This is a genomic window from Pseudomonas frederiksbergensis (assembly GCF_003732275.1).
GTDB classification, from domain to species: domain Bacteria; phylum Pseudomonadota; class Gammaproteobacteria; order Pseudomonadales; family Pseudomonadaceae; genus Aquipseudomonas; species Aquipseudomonas frederiksbergensis_H.
The window spans coordinates 109,486-124,756 of sequence record NZ_MOBM01000019.1 but is presented as its reverse complement, the minus strand read 5'-3'; the positions used below and the strand labels follow the sequence as shown (position 1 = coordinate 124,756).

The following is a 15,271-nucleotide window of genomic DNA, read 5'->3' as shown; positions in this document are numbered from 1 at the left end:
ATGAAGGGTGATTATCCGCTTGTCTGGATCAATGCCTATACTGCGATTCAGACAACTTGCCTCTGATTCCGGACAGCATGAACAGCAAACACATCGACCTGCTGGATTTCAGCGAACTGCCGGCCCCGGTCTATTTCCGTTATGCCGACTTCAACACCCACGAATATGCCTCGGCCCACCATCACCCTTGGGGCACCCTCGAGTATTCGGCCAATGGGGTCTTGCACATGGAAATCGGTAGCCGCCGCTTCATGTCGCCGCCGCAATACGCGGTGTGGGTGCCGCCCGGGACCGAGCACAGTTTCTATAGCAATCAGCCGATCAACTACCGCGCGGTCTGCCTCGCGCCGGCGCTGTGCCGTGATCTACCGCAGCAGGCCTGCACCCTGGCGATCAGCGACATTCTCAAGGCGATCCTGAAAGACTTCGCCGCCCGGGATGTGAAAATTCCCGAGCACGACGCAGACCAGCGACTGGCTCAAGTGCTGGTGGACCAACTGCAACAGGCGCCGATGCATGAGTGTTACTTGCCCTACGCCAGCAGCCCCGGTCTGCTCGCAATCCTTGAAGCCTTGCAGACCGAGCCCGGGGACAACCGGCCATTGGCGCACTGGGCCGCGCAAATTCACGTCAGCGAACGCACGTTGGCCCGGCAGTTTGTTCGCGAGTTGGGCATGAGCTTCGGGGAGTGGCGGCAACGGTTGCGGTTTCTGGCGGCGATCGAAGCGCTGGATAGCCAGCGCAGCATTCAGGAAATCGCCTTCGACATGGGCTACAGCACCGGCTCGGCATTCATCGCGATGTTTCAGCGTCAGGCCGGATGCACGCCTGAGCAATATCGACGCAGCCACCTCGATTACGGATGAACGTGTAACAGGCTTTGTCTACACTCCGAAATGAGGCCGCACCCATCGGTGCGGTAACAAGGAGAACACTCCATGAAGATGTTGCGTGCCCCGTTGTTGATGGTCGGTTTGTTGCTCTGCTCCCAGGGTTTCGCCGCCACTGCCCAACAGAACAAAATGACCACCTGCAATGCCGACGCTACCGCAAAAAGCCTCAAGGGCGACGAGCGCAAAGCCTTCATGAGCACCTGCCTCAAAGCCGCGCCGGCCGCCGATGCCGCCAAGCCCATGACCCCTCAACAAGAAAAGATGAAAACCTGCAACGCTACCGCTACCACCCAAGCCCTCACGGGTGATGCGCGCAAAACCTTCATGAGCGATTGTCTGAAGAAAAAATAAAGATCAAAAGATCGCAGCCTTCGGCAGCTCCTACAGGGAACGCGATCTTATGTAGGAGCTGCCGCAGGCTGCGATCTTTTCGGAGCGACGCCGCTTGAAGGTCATCCGCTCGCTTCGGCGCCGGAACGCTGGCAGACTGCCAATCCTTTTACGTCGTTCGTTTTGAGGCTGTATGTCAGCGTTTTCTCAGCGTCAGGTCTTGTTGTTCATCAGCTGGGTCATCATTTTTGGTGGTTTGCTGCTGGTGCTCCCTCTGCGATTGCTGCCCAGCCTGCTGGCCGGTTTATTGGTGTTCGAACTGGTCAACATGCTCACGCCGCAATTGCAGCGGCTGATCGAAGGCCGCCGTGCGCGCTGGCTGTCGGTGGCGTTGCTGGGGACGTTGGTGGTCAGCGTGCTGGCGCTGATCTTTGCCGGTGCGATCAGTTTTCTGCTGCACGAGGCGGAAAACCCCGGCGCTTCTCTCGACAAATTCATGGTCGTGGTCGACCGCGCGCGCGGGCAGTTGCCGCCGTTCATCGATGCTTATTTACCGGCCAGTGCCGCCGAGTTCCGGGTGGCCATCGGCGAGTGGATGAGCAAGCACCTCAGCGATTTGCAACTGGTGGGCAAGGACGCGGCGCACATGTTCGTGACGCTGCTGATCGGCATGGTGCTGGGGGCGATCATCGCCTTGCAGCGAGCGCCGGATGTGACCAAACGCAAGCCCTTGGCCGCGGCGCTGTTCGACCGCTTGCACCTGTTGGTCCAGGCGTTTCGCAACATTGTTTTCGCCCAGATCAAGATTTCCTTGCTCAACACTTTCTTCACCGGGATTTTCCTCGTGGTGGTCCTGCCGATGTTCGGGATCAAGCTGCCGCTGACCAAAACCCTGATCGTGCTGACCTTCCTGCTCGGCCTGCTGCCGGTGATCGGCAACCTGATGTCGAACACCTTGATCACCATCGTCGGCTTGTCGCTGTCGATCTGGGTGGCGGTGGCGGCGCTGGGTTACCTGATTGTTATCCACAAGCTCGAATACTTCCTCAACGCACGCATCGTCGGCGGGCAGATCAGTGCCAAGTCGTGGGAGTTGCTGCTGGCAATGCTGGTGTTCGAAGCCGCGTTCGGCCTGCCGGGGGTGGTGGCAGGGCCGATTTATTACGCGTATCTGAAGAGTGAGTTGAAGCAGGTGGGGATGGTTTGATCTGGCAGATGTATCGCCTGTACTGACCCCATCGCGAGCAGGCTCGCTCCCACAATGGACCTGTGTTCGCAGGACAAGTGTGGGAGCGAGCCTGCTCGCGATGGGGGCGCCTCGGTGTCGGATCAGGCCAAAGTGCCGTAACGCTTCATCGCCTCGATCGCCAACCCGCTGCCGATGCTGCCGAAGATGTTCCCTTCCACATGTCGAGCATTCGGCAACATCGCCGAGACGCTGTTGCGCAGCGCCGGGATTCCGCTCGAACCGCCGGTGAAGAACACCGTGTCCACCTGATCGACCCGCACATTGGCGTCGTTCAACAACTGGGTCACGCTGTTGCGCACTCGCTCCAGCAGGTTGTCGATGGCCGATTCGAACAGTGCCCGGCTCAGTTCCACGCTCAAACCCGGCTCGATCCGATCCAGTGGCACATGGCGGCTGTCGGCGTGGGTCAGCTGGATCTTGGTTTCTTCTACTTCCATGGCCAGCCAATGCCCGGCGCGCTGGTCGATCAGCTTGAACAGGCGATCGATGCCGCCGGTGTCTTCGATGTCGTAACGCATGCTGCCCAGGGCCAGGGTCGACTTCTGCGAGTACACCGAGTTTATGGTGTGCCAGGTCGCCAGGTTCATGTGGTGGCTGGTCGGCATATAGGCGCCGCTCTTCATCCGGCTGCCGTAGCCGAACAGTGGCATCAGGCCTTGCAGGCTCAGCTGCTTGTCGAAATCGGTCCCGCCGATGTGTACGCCGCCAGTGGCGAGAATATCGTCGTGACGGTTGTCGTGGTTGCGGCGCTCAGGCGACAGGCGCACCAGCGAGAAGTCCGACGTACCACCGCCGATGTCGACGATCAGTACCAGCTCTTCTTTTTCGATGGTCGACTCGTAGTCGAACGCCGCTGCTATCGGCTCGTACTGGAACGAGACGTCCTTGAAGCCGATGGCGCGGGCTACGTCCACCAGGGTGTTTTCCGCTTCCTGGTCGGCCAGTTCATCGTCATCGACGAAAAACACCGGACGGCCCAGCACCACTTCCTCGAATTCGCGGCCGGCAGCGGCTTCGGCACGCTTTTTCAACTGGCCGATGAACAGGCCGAGCAGGTCCTTGAACGGCATCGCCGTACCGAGGACGCTGGTGTCGTGCTTGATCAGTTTGGAGCCCAGCAAGCTCTTGAGCGAGCGCATCAGCCGGCCTTCGTAGCCTTCCAGGTACTCGTGCAGCGCCAGCCGGCCGTACACCGGGCGGCGTTCTTCCATGTTGAAGAAGACCACCGAGGGCAGGGTGATCTTGTCGTCCTCCAGCGCGATCAGCGTTTCCATGCCGGGGCGCAGCCAGCCGACGGTGGAGTTGGATGTGCCGAAGTCGATACCACAGGCACGGGCTGGAGATGCGTTTTTCATGTCTTTCAAGTTCCGGTTAAAAAACGGCCGCGCAGTGTATGTCAGTGCGGCGAAGATTCGAAGGCCGACTATCCGTTAAATCGCAGCGTTCAGCGCTTGAAAGATGCCCAATCACCCCCAAACTCCCCTGCATAAACTTGGCAACCCTTGGGGCGACTGCAAGAACCGCGCCCTGCTGCCGATAAACTTCTGATGCGCTGCCCGGTCACAACTTTGAGATCGGTCAATCCAAACGCTGCAAACAAGAGCATGCTGTGCCTGGCTGCGCGATTTCGATAATGGATGGTGATTCCCTCGATGGACTTCAAAGACTATTACAAGATTCTCGGTGTGGAGCCGACCGCGGACGATAAGGCGATCAAGGCCGCCTATCGAAAGCTGGCGCGCAAATACCACCCCGATGTCAGCAAGGAAAAGGACGCCGAGGCCAAATTCAAGGACGCTTCGGAAGCCTATGAAGCGCTGAAAAGCGCCGACAAGCGCGCCGAATACGACGACTTGCGCAAATACGGCCACCACGGTCAGCCCTTTCAGGGCCCACCGGGTTGGCAGAGCCGCGGTGGTTTCGGTGGTGGTGGTCAGGACACGGGCGATTTCTCGGACTTCTTCAGTTCGATTTTCGGCAACCGTGGTCCGGGTTTCGATGGTGGTGGGCGGTCGGGCCGAAGTGCCGGGCGTCGAGGGCAAGACGTGGAAATGGAATTACCGGTTTTTCTGGAAGAAACCCTCTCGACCGAATCGAAGAAGGTCAGCTTCCAGGTGCCGCATTACAACGCTGCCGGCCAGCATGTCAGCAACACCAGCAAAAGCCTGAACGTGAAGATCCCCGCCGGCGTGACCGACGGCGAGCGCATCCGCCTCAAGGGCCAGGGCGCTCCGGGCATCGGTGGCGGGGCCAATGGCGACCTGTACCTGACCATCCGTTTTGCACCGCACCCCAAATTCGACGTCGAAGGCGAGAACCTGATCATCACCTTGCCGCTGGCACCGTGGGAGCTGGCGCTGGGGACCGAAGTCGCGGTGCCGACCCTGACCGGCAAGATCAACCTCAAGGTCCCGGCCGGCAGCCAGAATGGCCAGCGCATGCGCGCCAAGGGCCACGGCTTGCTGCACAAGGCCGGTCACCGTGGCTACCTGTTCGTGCAGCTCAAGGCAGTAATGCCGAAAAAACTCGACCATGACGTCAAAGAACTGTGGGAGGAGCTGGCAAAAAAAGCCGCTTTCGATCCGCGAGAGAATTTTTGATTTTGAGATAAGGAGTAGCCAATCATGAGCGACCCCGTGATCGTTCTATTGGACCTGGCAGAATTCTGCGAGGCGACCGAACTGTCGGACGTGCACGTGATCGAGATCGTCGAACACGGCATCCTTGAACCGCAGGGGACACTGCCCAAGGAATGGCGCTTCACCGATTATGAACTGGTGCTGGCCAAGCGCGCCGCCAAGCTGCGGCGCGATCTGGAACTGGAATGGGAAGGCGTCGCCCTGGCGCTGGACCTGCTGGAAGAAGTCCAGCAACTGCGGGCCGAAAACCGCATGCTCAAACAGCGGTTGGGACGGTTGGTGGTCGAATAATTGTCTGATGTTGCAAGGCACATTCGTGGCCGTGTGGTGCGGTAAATAGATATTTTCGGCGCCTGGATTTTCGAATGCACAGGGCTGTTTTTGCACATTCAACCAACAATTATTTACGCTTTTGTTCACAGGGCAAGCGCATGACCATAGGACCCCAATCAATGGTTTAAAGGTGTTCAAGACATGCCTGAATTGCAAGGAAGCAATCCAGCAGGGCCATCAAGTCCGGCAACAAAGGAAGACAATGGGGTTCACCACCAACGGATAAAACAGTTGATCCCCAAGGTGATTACCGAAGCACCACGGGCCAGACTCCTGACGGCGGTGGATGTACAGCCGACGTTCCCCGCCTGGTATCTGAAAGCCCGACCGATGGATCGCGACTATCTCAAGCAACTCTTCGACGAGCGCTGGCGCCTGCAAGGGCCGCTGGACGAGTTGCTCGGCAATTTGCAGCACGACATCAAGGCCTTTGCCGAGCCGTTGCTCAAAACCATGTTGCTCTCGAACTTCAACGAGCATGGCAATCCGAATGACCTGCAATTGCGCCTGTATGTACCGAACAAAGTCGCCAGTGTGATCGATACCCAGGCCAGTACCATCCGTCACTCCACGCTGCTCGAAGCGGCGCTGCACAACTTCGAAGAGGATGAAACCCGCGAGGGGGCGTTTCGCAGCGGCTCAGCCGTGTTGCGCAAGGATTTTCGTGGCGACCTGCACGAGATCAAGGTCATCACCCCGCAAAAAATTGCGGCGCTGTGCCGCCGCCTCGACATTGGCGGGCAATATCAGGCGCACATCAAGTCATTGCTTACCCCCGCAGATGCCAATGCCGCTCGCCTGCTCAAGGACAGTTCGATCGCCCATGACAAAGCGGTCCTCAAGCTGGCGTCGATGACGGCGTATCTCAAGGGCGATATCGGCCTGCACGGTTACGCAACGATCGGCGGACTGATCGACGGAAAATCTGACATCCAGTGGTATGGCCGTCCGCTGCAAAGTCATCGTTTATCGCTAATGGGCTGCCGGATGACCGGCGTTGTGCTGTTCAGTGCAGTGGCCGAACCAACTGCGGTCAAAAAGGCCATTGATGGCCTGACGCCCGATGCACGCAAGCAATGGCTGGATTTCTCCCGACGGGCAACGTCCTCGCTGCCCGATGGCTTCGATACCTTTCGCATGCTCAAGGCTTTTTTCGCCAACGGCCCGAAAGGTGTGGTGGAAGAGATGCTGCGCAAGGACGAAATCTACAGTCAGAATCGGCTGGGCGGGCATTTGATCGCCTGGGTACCGGATGACCCGGATCATCCGCTGAAGGAATATGCCTCGCTCACCGACTTCATGAAAACGCTGATCGGCCAACTGCGTGAAAATGACTATCAGCGTTTTTTCAGTCGTTTTGTCGCACAGAAAGACAAGGCGATTTTTTTCAGCCGGGTCAATGAACGGCTCAAGACCATCACCTGGCAACAGCGCGAACCGCTCGACATGGGGCCATGGTGGCGAGAAACGCCGGTGGAAAACCCTGATGCGGAACCTGTTACTCATCTGATCAGCGACGACCTGTGGGATCGTCTGTTTCGTGAGCGTCGCGACAAAGCCATCGCCGATGCCCGATTGATCGCGGTGCCGACCGATGACGAAGACGCCAACGCACGCTGGAAACGCCTGAGCGGCTATCTGGATATCGCCTGGAATGTGTTCAACTTTGGCGCAATGTTGGTGCCTGTGTTGGGGCCGGCCATGCTGGGCCTGATGGCCGCGCAATTGCTGGCGGAGCTGGTCGAGGGTATCGAAGACTGGAGCAAGGGTGACGTCGAAGAGGGCGCGGCGCACATCAACAGCGTGCTGATCAACAGTGCGCAACTGGCCCTGATGTCTATGGGGCATGTGCTGCCCAAAAGCCCCACGCCGATCAGGCCATCACCCCTGATAGACAACCTTAAACCGGTGGAACTGCCCAGTGGAAAAACGCGTCTGATCAAACCCGATCATGCGCCTTACGAGCACCGCCTGACGCTGCCCGAAACCATAACACCCGATGACCTCGGCGTCATCGAGCATGACGGGCGCAAAGTGCTGCCGCTCGAGGACAAGCAATTCGTGCTCAAGGAGGATCCGCTCACTGGGCAGCCTCGACTGCAACATCCCAAGCGGCCAGATGCCTATCAGCTGAACATCGAACACAACGGTGCTGGCGCCTGGCACACGGAGTTCGAACAACCGATCGAATGGGACAAGGGCAAGCTGTTGCGGCGCCTCGGTCCATCAGTGGATGGGCTCAGTGACGAAGTGCTGGATCAGGTCCGACAGGTCAGCGGTGTCGACGAAGGCGTGCTACGTCGCATGCACGTCGAAAATGATCCACCGGCTCCCTTGCTCATGGACACGCTGAAGCGGTTCAAGGCCTGCGCGGACGCCGACAAGCTGAGTACGCAGATCCTCAATGGCCAGGTGCCGCAGGAGCTGTCGGAGAAAGTGACGGGGTTTGTGACTGCATTACATGGCTGGCCGGAATCCAGGGCCCTGGTGCTGGAAGCTGATGCCGCTTCGGGCCGACCGTCACTGAGTTTCGGTGCGGCCGAGGCTGCGCCAGAAAATACCCTCAACGTGTCCCGGGCTGATGTTTGCGAAGGCCGCCTGCCTGCACGGGTGGTTGACGCGCTCAGCGAGGCGCAGTTGCAGGACTGGTTCGGCAGTGAAGTCCCCAAAGAACGCCTGGCACGTATTGCCGAACTGCAAAAACGCATCGCCCACCAGGCGCGAGGCAGCAAAAAAAAGCTGTTCGATACGTTGTACGAGGCCCGGGAAATCACTGGCGATGCGCGGATAAACCTGCTGCAACGGGATTTTCCGGACCTGTCGAACGCCACCGCGCAAGCCCTGCTGAACGATGCCGCTGAAGCCGAGTTGTTGAAATTGACCCAGGACCGACGGATCCCGTTGCGTTTGCGCGAAATGGCGCGATCGTCGGTGTTCGGCTTGCGTTTGAGTCGCGCCTATGAAGGGCTTTATCTAGACGAATTGAGTAATGCCGATACCCCTCGGCTGGCGCTGCATACCCTGGAAAACTGGCCGAAATGGCCAAAGGATATGCGCATTGAAGTCCGCCAGTTCTCCTTCACCGGTGCGCTGCATGACAGCGTTGGTCCGCTCGATGCCTCGGTGCGCAAGGTGTTGGTATTGCGCGAGGACGGGCGCTATGACGCTTACGACAATGAGGGTACACATCTACATGGAGCTGACGATCTGTACGGAGCATTGCTGCATGCCTTGCCCGATGCCGGCCGCAAAACGCTGGGGTACGAAATCAATCAGGGAGCCCAGCTGCATCAGGCGGTCAAGCAAACGCCGCTGGCACACGACACATTCTCGAAAACTTTGCTGGATCACCCGATACGCAAGCCCGCTTACGACCCGCAGATTATGCGTTTACGTGGCGGAATGCGCACTTACAGGGTGCGCTCGCCAGATCCGGATCTTTTGCGAATTCGCACAAGATCACTCTATCCAGGCCTGGATGACAGCCAGGTACAAGCGCTGCTGAACGATTTTGGTGAGTGGGCCGACGAGCGACTGACTGCGCTGGAAACCGAGTTCGACCGCTTCAATGAATCCATGAGCCGATGGCTCAACCGGCCCACCCAGGCTTGGCGTCTTACGCCCGAAGGCGTCTCGGAATGGAACTCCAGAAACGCCATCTACGCGAAGCTCTGCCGCTGCTGGCAGCGCACCGGCCCCGCGGGCGTCGAGGCACCAGGCATCGTGGCGCCGCAGGCACTGAATCTGGATGGTTTCCCTCTGGACAGGCATTTGCCGACGATGCCTGAATTGTCGGGCAGTTTTGATCACGTCACCGAACTCCACCTGAACAATACAGGGCTGAGTAATGCGCAGGTCGGATTCCTGCGGCCATTCCGGCAATTGCGGCACTTGAACATGCCGCAAAACAGTTTGACCTCATTTCCCCAAGAGATCGGCAACATGCGCTGGCTGACTCATCTGGTGCTCAGCGACAACAACATCTCCCTGGACAGCGAGGGGATCGCCCACCTCAGAGGACTGACCCGCTTGCGCCTGTTACGTCTGAATAACAACCCGTTGCGCTTGCCGCCTGATGTCAGTCGTATGCCCAGGTTGCAGGCGGTTACCCTTGACCATGGCCAGCTTGATACCTGGCCCACGGGCTATCTTGGCCGTAATCGCCCGCGCAACATTTATCTGAACCTTGAGTTCAACGTGCTTACGCAAATTCCCGAAGTGGCGCCCGGTTCCTTCCGCGCGGAATTGCTGGCGCGCACATTCTTTACCCGTGAGGAGAGCTGGATTTCGCCCGAGAACCTTGAGCAGGTGCGCACGTACATCGAATCGCTCGGCCTGGACCCTGATCGCGCCTATCCCCCACGCGGCGTACTCGACAGCTCCGAATGGGGAGAAGGACTGAGCAACGCAGAGTGGAATGCCAAACAGGAAATCTGGGACAACGTTGAAGACGAGCATGGCTCGGTGCCGTTTTTCAATGAAATCCGGCGGTTGACCGAGTCCTATGATTTCAGGGCCGACAACAAAAGCTATCGTACCGAACTCACCGCCAAAGTGTGGCGCATGCTCGAGGCCATGGCTGAGAACACGGAACTGCGTGAGAAGCTTTTTGCCGAGGCGACCAGCACCACCAACTGTGCTGATGGCGGTACTCAGTTGTTCAATGCGATGGGCGTCGAAGTATTAGTGCACGAGGCCCATGGATTGGCCAATCCGGGGCTGGTGGAAGCCGAGTTGCTGCAACTGGCGAGGGGCAAGGCGCGTCTGGACGAACTGGGCAGGATTGCCCGCGAGCGTGTCGCTGAACGCTTGCGGGCCGGAGAAACCTTTTATCGCCCCGGCACTGAAGGTGGAACCATCGATGAAGTCGAGGTGCATCTGGCCTACATGACGGATCTGGCGGAACGCCTGGATCTGCCATGGCAGGCGCGAGGCATGCAGTTTCGAGCTATTTCCAGGGTGAGCAAGGAGATGATCGAGGCGGCCTGTCAACGTGTGTTGGCTCTGGAAGAAGGCGACTTGCTGACCGAGCGGATTCTGGAGCAACCGATCTGGCAAACCTTCATGGAAACAACCTATCGCCAGGAATTCGATGCCCTCAAGCTGAGGCTGGAAAACGCTGAAGATGAAGAGGTGTTCCAGGCCATCAAGGATCTTGAAAAAACCTTGACCCGGCAGGCTCTGGACCGAGCCAGACTGGACAAGGTGAACACCAGCATCGGTAGCTGATCCGCAAGCCCCGAACGCCTGGCGTCCGGGGCTTCTTTCATTCTCAGAACAGGAAATAGCGCTGGGCCATTGGCAAGGTTTCCGCTGGCTCACACCACAGCAATTCACCGTCAGCCTTGACCTGATAGGTTTGCGGATCGACATCGATGTTTGGCAGGTAATCGTTGTGGATCAGGTCGGTTTTCTGCACGTCGCGACAGCCTTTGACCACGGCGATTTTCTTTTTCAGGCCCAAAGCTTCGGGCAACCCGGCCTCCTGCGCCGCCCGGCTGATGAATGTCAGGCTGGTGGCGTGCAACGAGCCGCCATAACTGGCGAACATCGGGCGGTAGTGCACCGGTTGCGGCGTCGGGATCGAAGCGTTGGCATCACCCATCAGGCTGGCCGCAATGGCGCCACCCTTGAGGATCAGCGTCGGTTTGACACCGAAAAACGCCGGGCGCCAGAGCACCAGATCGGCCCATTTACCCACTTCCACCGAGCCCACTTCATGGCTGATGCCGTGGGTGATCGCCGGGTTGATGGTGTATTTGGCGATATAGCGTTTGGCGCGGAAGTTGTCGTTACCTTCGCCATCAGCGGGTAGCGGGCCGCGCTGCTTTTTCATTTTGTCGGCGGTCTGCCACGTGCGCGTGATGACTTCGCCGACGCGGCCCATGGCCTGACTGTCGGAGCTGATCATCGAGAAGGCGCCCAGGTCGTGGAGGATGTCTTCGGCGGCGATGGTTTCGCGGCGAATGCGGCTTTCGGCGAAGGCCACGTCTTCGGCAATGCTCGGGTCCAGGTGGTGGCAGACCATCAGCATGTCGAGGTGTTCGTCGATGGTGTTGCGGGTGAACGGCCGGGTCGGGTTGGTCGAGCTCGGCAGCACGTTGGCGAAACCGCAGGCCTTGATGATGTCCGGGGCATGACCGCCACCGGCACCTTCAGTGTGGTAGGTGTGGATGGTGCGGCCCTTGAAGGCGGCAAGGGTGGTTTCGACGAAGCCCGACTCGTTGAGGGTGTCGGTATGAATCGCCACTTGCACGTCGTACTGATCGGCGACGTTCAGGCAGTTGTCGATACTCGCCGGGGTGGTGCCCCAGTCTTCGTGCAGCTTGAGGCCGATGGCGCCGGCCTTGACCTGCTCGATCAGCGGTTCCGGCAGGCTGGCGTTGCCCTTGCCGGTGAAGCCGATGTTCATCGGGAAGGCATCGGCGGCCTGAAGCATGCGCGCCAGGTGCCATGGCCCGGAGGTGCAGGTGGTGGCGTTGGTACCGGTGGCCGGCCCGGTGCCGCCGCCGATCATGGTGGTGACGCCGCTCATCAACGCCTCTTCGATCTGCTGCGGGCAGATGAAGTGAATATGGGTATCGATGCCGCCGGCGGTGAGGATCATGCCTTCACCGGCGATCACTTCGGTGCTGGCGCCAACCGCGATGGTGACGTTGGGCTGGATGTCCGGGTTGCCGGCCTTGCCGATGGCCGCGATGCGCCCGTCCTTGAGGCCGACGTCGGCCTTGACGATGCCCCAGTGGTCGATGATCAGCGCGTTGGTGATCAGGGTGTCGACCACTTCCGCGGCTAGCAATTGGCTTTGGCCCTGGCCGTCGCGAATGACTTTGCCACCGCCAAATTTCACTTCTTCGCCGTAGGTGGTGAAGTCCTGCTCCACTTCGATCCACAGCTCGGTGTCGGCCAGACGGACCTTGTCACCGACGGTGGGGCCGAACATGTCGGCGTAGGCCTGACGGGAGATCTTCATTGGAATTCCTTGCACAAATCTATTGTGGCGAGGGGGCTTGCCCCCGTTCGAGTGCGAAGCGCTCGCAAATTGACTGATGCGCTTTACCTGATAAACCGAGGTGGCTGGTTTGCGACCGCTGCGCGGCCGAACGGGGGCAAGCCCCCTCGCCACAGGGACGGTGTCAGTCGAGATCACCCATGATCCGCCCGGCAAAGCCGAACACCCGGCGATGGCCGGCCAGGTCCACCAGCTCGACCTCGCGGCTCTGCCCCGGTTCGAAGCGCACGGCGGTGCCGGCGGGGATGTTCAGGCGCATGCCGCGGCTGGCGGCGCGGTCGAAGGTCAGGGCGTCGTTGGTTTCGAAGAAGTGATAATGCGAGCCGACCTGGATCGGCCGGTCACCGCTGTTGGCCACCTTCAAGCTGAGGGTGCGGCGGCCGACGTTGAGTTCGATGTCGCCGGGCTGGATCTGGTATTCACCGGGAATCATCAATGGGCTCCTTGGAGAATCTTGTAGTAAAGGGCAGTCGGTTTGTACTGGCCGTTCGGGTCGCAGGCGTAGTCGGGAATTTCGCCGGCGCGGGTGTAGCCCATCGCCTTGTAGAAGTCTTCGGCGGGGGAGCCGGCCTCGGTGTCGAGGTAGAGCATGCCGCGTTTGTGCTGGCGGGCGGCGAGCTCAAGGGCATGCATCATCTGTTGGCCCAGGCCGCGACGACGGGCGTGTTCACGCACCAGCAGTTTCTGCACTTCGGCGCGGTTCAACCCATTGGCTTTCTGGCACAACGTCAGTTGCACGCTGGCCTGTACCTGTTCGTCCTTGACCACTACCCAGAGCAGCACGTTGCCTTTGTTCAGGTTCTCCTGGACTTCATCGAAGTAGGCTCGGGCTTGTGTCGCGTCCAGATCCGCCATGAACCCGACACTGGCGCCATAGCCGACGGCGTCGAGCAGCAAATCAATCAAACCCTGACGATAGTGCGCAAAGCTTTCAACATTGACGCGGCGCAGTTGGGCGGCGTTCATGGGTATCACTCCTTGTGGGGACCGGGCGGCATTGCGCCCGGGTCGAGGATCAGTTGCATGAAGGTCAGGTCCAGCCAGCGGCCGAACTTGGTACCTACCTGCGGCATTTGGCCGGTGACGACGAAACCGGCCCGGTCGTGCAGCCGAATCGAGGCGCCGTTACCGCTTTCGATGGCGGCGACCATCACGTGTTTGTTGCAGCCTTTGGCGCGTTCGATCAGCGCTTCCATCAGTTGCGGCCCGAGGCCATTGCCCCGCTGGTCGTTGCGCACATACACCGAGTGCTCGACCGTGTGGCGGAACCCATCGAACGGGCGCCAGTCACCGAATGAAGCGTAGCCGAGTACGCTGTCATCGCCGTCGACGATCACCAGGATCGGATAGCCCTGATCTTGCCGGGCGCTGAACCAGGCCTGGCGGTTGCCCAGGTCCACAGCCTGTTCGTTCCAGATCGCCGTGGTGTTGAGGACGGCGTCGTTGTAGATGTCGCGGATCGCTGGCAGGTCGGCGAGCAACGCATCGCGGATGTGGTAAGTCATGGCGCGGCCTCAGGCGATCGGTTGGTGAACGGTGACCAGTTTGGTTCCGTCGGGAAACGTCGCTTCGACCTGGATCTCCGGGATCATTTCCGGGATGCCTTCCATCACTTGTTCGCGGCTGAGCAGGGTGGTGCCGTAATGCATCAGCTCGGCCACGGTCTGGCCGTCACGCGCGCCTTCGAGCAGCGCCGCGGAAATATAGGCCATGGCCTCCGGGTAATTGAGTTTCACGCCGCGAGCCAAACGTCGCTCGGCCACGAGGCCGGCGGTGAAGATCAGCAGCTTGTCTTTTTCGCGTGGGGTCAGGTCCATCGTTTGGAATCCATCTGGGCAGATAAAAAGGTATTCGGATTTGTGAACGAGTTACCTGTGGGAGCGAGCCTGCTCGCGATGAGGTCATCACATCCAGCGAAGATGTTGACTGTGCGATCGCCATCGCGAGCAGGCTCGCTCCCACATAAAAGCATCATTCAGGTGGCCCATATTCTTGGTGGGACGGCTTCTCGCCCCAGCAATGCCGGGCGCAACAATCGCCACAAATCAATCAGCCAACCACGTGCCAACAGCGCTTCACTGGCCAGGCAGCGGGCGACCAAAAGCCCCGGTAACTGCGTCAGATCTCCATGCACGTCGTTGGTCAGCGAGCGGCACTTCTCCAGCAATTCGCTATCAATTTCACCCGTCACCAGCAACGTCGCAAACACCGGTTGGCCATCCAGGCCTATCGGCGAATCCAGCAAGCTATCACCCCCGACAATGCGCTGGCGTTCGTGCCAGAGCAACTGGCCGTCGCGGCGGATGTCCAGGTGCGCCTGAAAATGCCCGAGGTCGAAGCGCTCGCCGCTGGCCGGGCGACCCAGCGCCACCACGTCCCAGTAGAACAGCCGCGCATCGCCCTCAAGGTCGATACGGGTGCTGAGTTCCGCCTGAGCGTCGCTGAAGATAATCGTCTCTTGCGGCAGCCACTCCAACGTAGCACCGGCGGCCACCCGCAGGTCGAGTTTCTGATAAGCCGGCCCTGCTGCGCGATACCACTTGGCGGCGCCGGGGCTGGTGATTTGCGCCCAGGCGTCCCTGCCGACGCTGGCCGAGATGTCCAGCCGATCACCCCCGGCAATCCCGCCCGGCGGGTGGACGATGATGTGCTGACACACCTCGGGGCCTTCGGCGTACAAATGCTTCTGCACTCGCAGCGGGCCTTTGTGGCGACGCTGCACCGGGCGTGTGCTGTCGCCGAAACGGGCGTAGCCGAGTTCCAGCTCGGCATGCCAGCTGGGGGTGAACAGCGTGATGGGGGCAGGTAAATTCAT

The 15,271-nt window shown here is 59.8% G+C and carries 13 protein-coding genes; 6 read left to right on the top strand and 7 right to left on the bottom strand.

Going from position 1 to position 15,271, the window contains the following annotated elements; all coding sequences use genetic code 11:
* Positions 1-77 precede the first annotated feature (77 nt).
* The 3 genes from BK662_RS14625 (at position 78) to BK662_RS14615 (ending at position 2,430) form a co-directional block, all read left to right on the top strand.
* Complete coding sequence (locus BK662_RS14625; RefSeq protein ID WP_123358812.1) at positions 78-866, top strand: AraC family transcriptional regulator; 789 nt, start codon at positions 78-80, stop codon at positions 864-866.
* A 72-nt stretch (positions 867-938) separates the two neighbouring features.
* Positions 939-1,244: a PsiF family protein gene (locus tag BK662_RS14620; protein ID WP_008068943.1), complete on the top strand. Its 306-nt coding sequence runs from the start codon at positions 939-941 to the stop codon at positions 1,242-1,244.
* A gap of 172 nt (positions 1,245-1,416) precedes the next feature.
* Entirely contained in the window at positions 1,417-2,430 is a 1,014-nt protein-coding gene (locus BK662_RS14615) for an AI-2E family transporter (RefSeq protein WP_123358646.1), read from the top strand.
* A 122-nt stretch (positions 2,431-2,552) separates the two neighbouring features.
* On the opposite strand, the gene BK662_RS14610 is transcribed toward BK662_RS14615, so the two are convergent.
* The gene (locus BK662_RS14610; protein WP_123358645.1) at positions 2,553-3,827 is read right to left on the bottom strand and encodes an Hsp70 family protein; all 1,275 of its coding nucleotides are present in this window, start codon (positions 3,825-3,827) and stop codon (positions 2,553-2,555) included.
* 297 nt (positions 3,828-4,124) lie between these two features.
* Between BK662_RS14610 and BK662_RS14605 the strand changes: the two genes are divergently transcribed.
* From BK662_RS14605 to BK662_RS14595, 3 genes are all read left to right on the top strand, one after another.
* Entirely contained in the window at positions 4,125-5,072 is a 948-nt protein-coding gene (locus BK662_RS14605; protein WP_095053018.1) for a DnaJ C-terminal domain-containing protein, read from the top strand.
* A 24-nt stretch (positions 5,073-5,096) separates the two neighbouring features.
* Positions 5,097-5,402, top strand: a complete 306-nt coding sequence (locus BK662_RS14600; protein WP_123358644.1) for a chaperone modulator CbpM — start codon at positions 5,097-5,099, stop codon at positions 5,400-5,402.
* 183 nt (positions 5,403-5,585) lie between these two features.
* Positions 5,586-10,673 carry an NEL-type E3 ubiquitin ligase domain-containing protein gene (locus tag BK662_RS14595; RefSeq protein WP_123358643.1) on the top strand — a complete coding sequence of 1,696 codons (5,088 nt, stop codon included), beginning with the start codon at positions 5,586-5,588 and terminating at the stop codon, positions 10,671-10,673.
* A gap of 43 nt (positions 10,674-10,716) precedes the next feature.
* Here BK662_RS14595 and ureC read toward each other — a convergent pair whose 3' ends face one another.
* The 6 genes from ureC to BK662_RS14565 form a co-directional block, all read right to left on the bottom strand.
* Positions 10,717-12,417 carry an urease subunit alpha gene (gene ureC, locus BK662_RS14590; protein WP_123358642.1) on the bottom strand — a complete coding sequence of 567 codons (1,701 nt, stop codon included), beginning with the start codon at positions 12,415-12,417 and terminating at the stop codon, positions 10,717-10,719.
* A 163-nt stretch (positions 12,418-12,580) separates the two neighbouring features.
* Positions 12,581-12,889: an urease subunit beta gene (locus BK662_RS14585; RefSeq protein WP_008011171.1), complete on the bottom strand. Its 309-nt coding sequence runs from the start codon at positions 12,887-12,889 to the stop codon at positions 12,581-12,583.
* Positions 12,889-13,422, bottom strand: coding sequence for a GNAT family N-acetyltransferase (locus tag BK662_RS14580; RefSeq protein ID WP_123358641.1), 534 nt, complete (start codon positions 13,420-13,422; stop codon positions 12,889-12,891). The genes BK662_RS14585 and BK662_RS14580 overlap by 1 nt, the downstream gene beginning before the upstream one ends.
* A gap of 5 nt (positions 13,423-13,427) precedes the next feature.
* On the bottom strand, positions 13,428-13,961 hold the full coding sequence (locus BK662_RS14575) for a GNAT family N-acetyltransferase (RefSeq protein ID WP_123358640.1): 534 nt from the start codon (positions 13,959-13,961) through the stop codon (positions 13,428-13,430).
* Between the two features lie 9 nt (positions 13,962-13,970).
* The gene (gene ureA / locus BK662_RS14570; protein WP_007937143.1) at positions 13,971-14,273 is read right to left on the bottom strand and encodes an urease subunit gamma; all 303 of its coding nucleotides are present in this window, start codon (positions 14,271-14,273) and stop codon (positions 13,971-13,973) included.
* Between the two features lie 158 nt (positions 14,274-14,431).
* Entirely contained in the window at positions 14,432-15,271 is an 840-nt protein-coding gene (locus tag BK662_RS14565) for an urease accessory protein UreD (protein WP_123358639.1), read from the bottom strand.

Coding starts and splice junctions, on each gene's coding strand:
- BK662_RS14625 (WP_123358812.1), top strand. CDS start 78: ATGAACAGCAAACACATCGACCTGCTGGATTTCAGCGAACTGCCGGCC.
- BK662_RS14620 (WP_008068943.1), top strand. CDS start 939: ATGAAGATGTTGCGTGCCCCGTTGTTGATGGTCGGTTTGTTGCTCTGC.
- BK662_RS14615 (WP_123358646.1), top strand. CDS start 1,417: ATGTCAGCGTTTTCTCAGCGTCAGGTCTTGTTGTTCATCAGCTGGGTC.
- BK662_RS14610 (WP_123358645.1), bottom strand. CDS start 3,827: ATGAAAAACGCATCTCCAGCCCGTGCCTGTGGTATCGACTTCGGCACA.
- BK662_RS14605 (WP_095053018.1), top strand. CDS start 4,125: ATGGACTTCAAAGACTATTACAAGATTCTCGGTGTGGAGCCGACCGCG.
- BK662_RS14600 (WP_123358644.1), top strand. CDS start 5,097: ATGAGCGACCCCGTGATCGTTCTATTGGACCTGGCAGAATTCTGCGAG.
- BK662_RS14595 (WP_123358643.1), top strand. CDS start 5,586: ATGCCTGAATTGCAAGGAAGCAATCCAGCAGGGCCATCAAGTCCGGCA.
- ureC (WP_123358642.1), bottom strand. CDS start 12,417: ATGAAGATCTCCCGTCAGGCCTACGCCGACATGTTCGGCCCCACCGTC.
- BK662_RS14585 (WP_008011171.1), bottom strand. CDS start 12,889: ATGATTCCCGGTGAATACCAGATCCAGCCCGGCGACATCGAACTCAAC.
- BK662_RS14580 (WP_123358641.1), bottom strand. CDS start 13,422: ATGAACGCCGCCCAACTGCGCCGCGTCAATGTTGAAAGCTTTGCGCAC.
- BK662_RS14575 (WP_123358640.1), bottom strand. CDS start 13,961: ATGACTTACCACATCCGCGATGCGTTGCTCGCCGACCTGCCAGCGATC.
- ureA (WP_007937143.1), bottom strand. CDS start 14,273: ATGGACCTGACCCCACGCGAAAAAGACAAGCTGCTGATCTTCACCGCC.
- BK662_RS14565 (WP_123358639.1), bottom strand. CDS start 15,271: ATGAATTTACCTGCCCCCATCACGCTGTTCACCCCCAGCTGGCATGCC.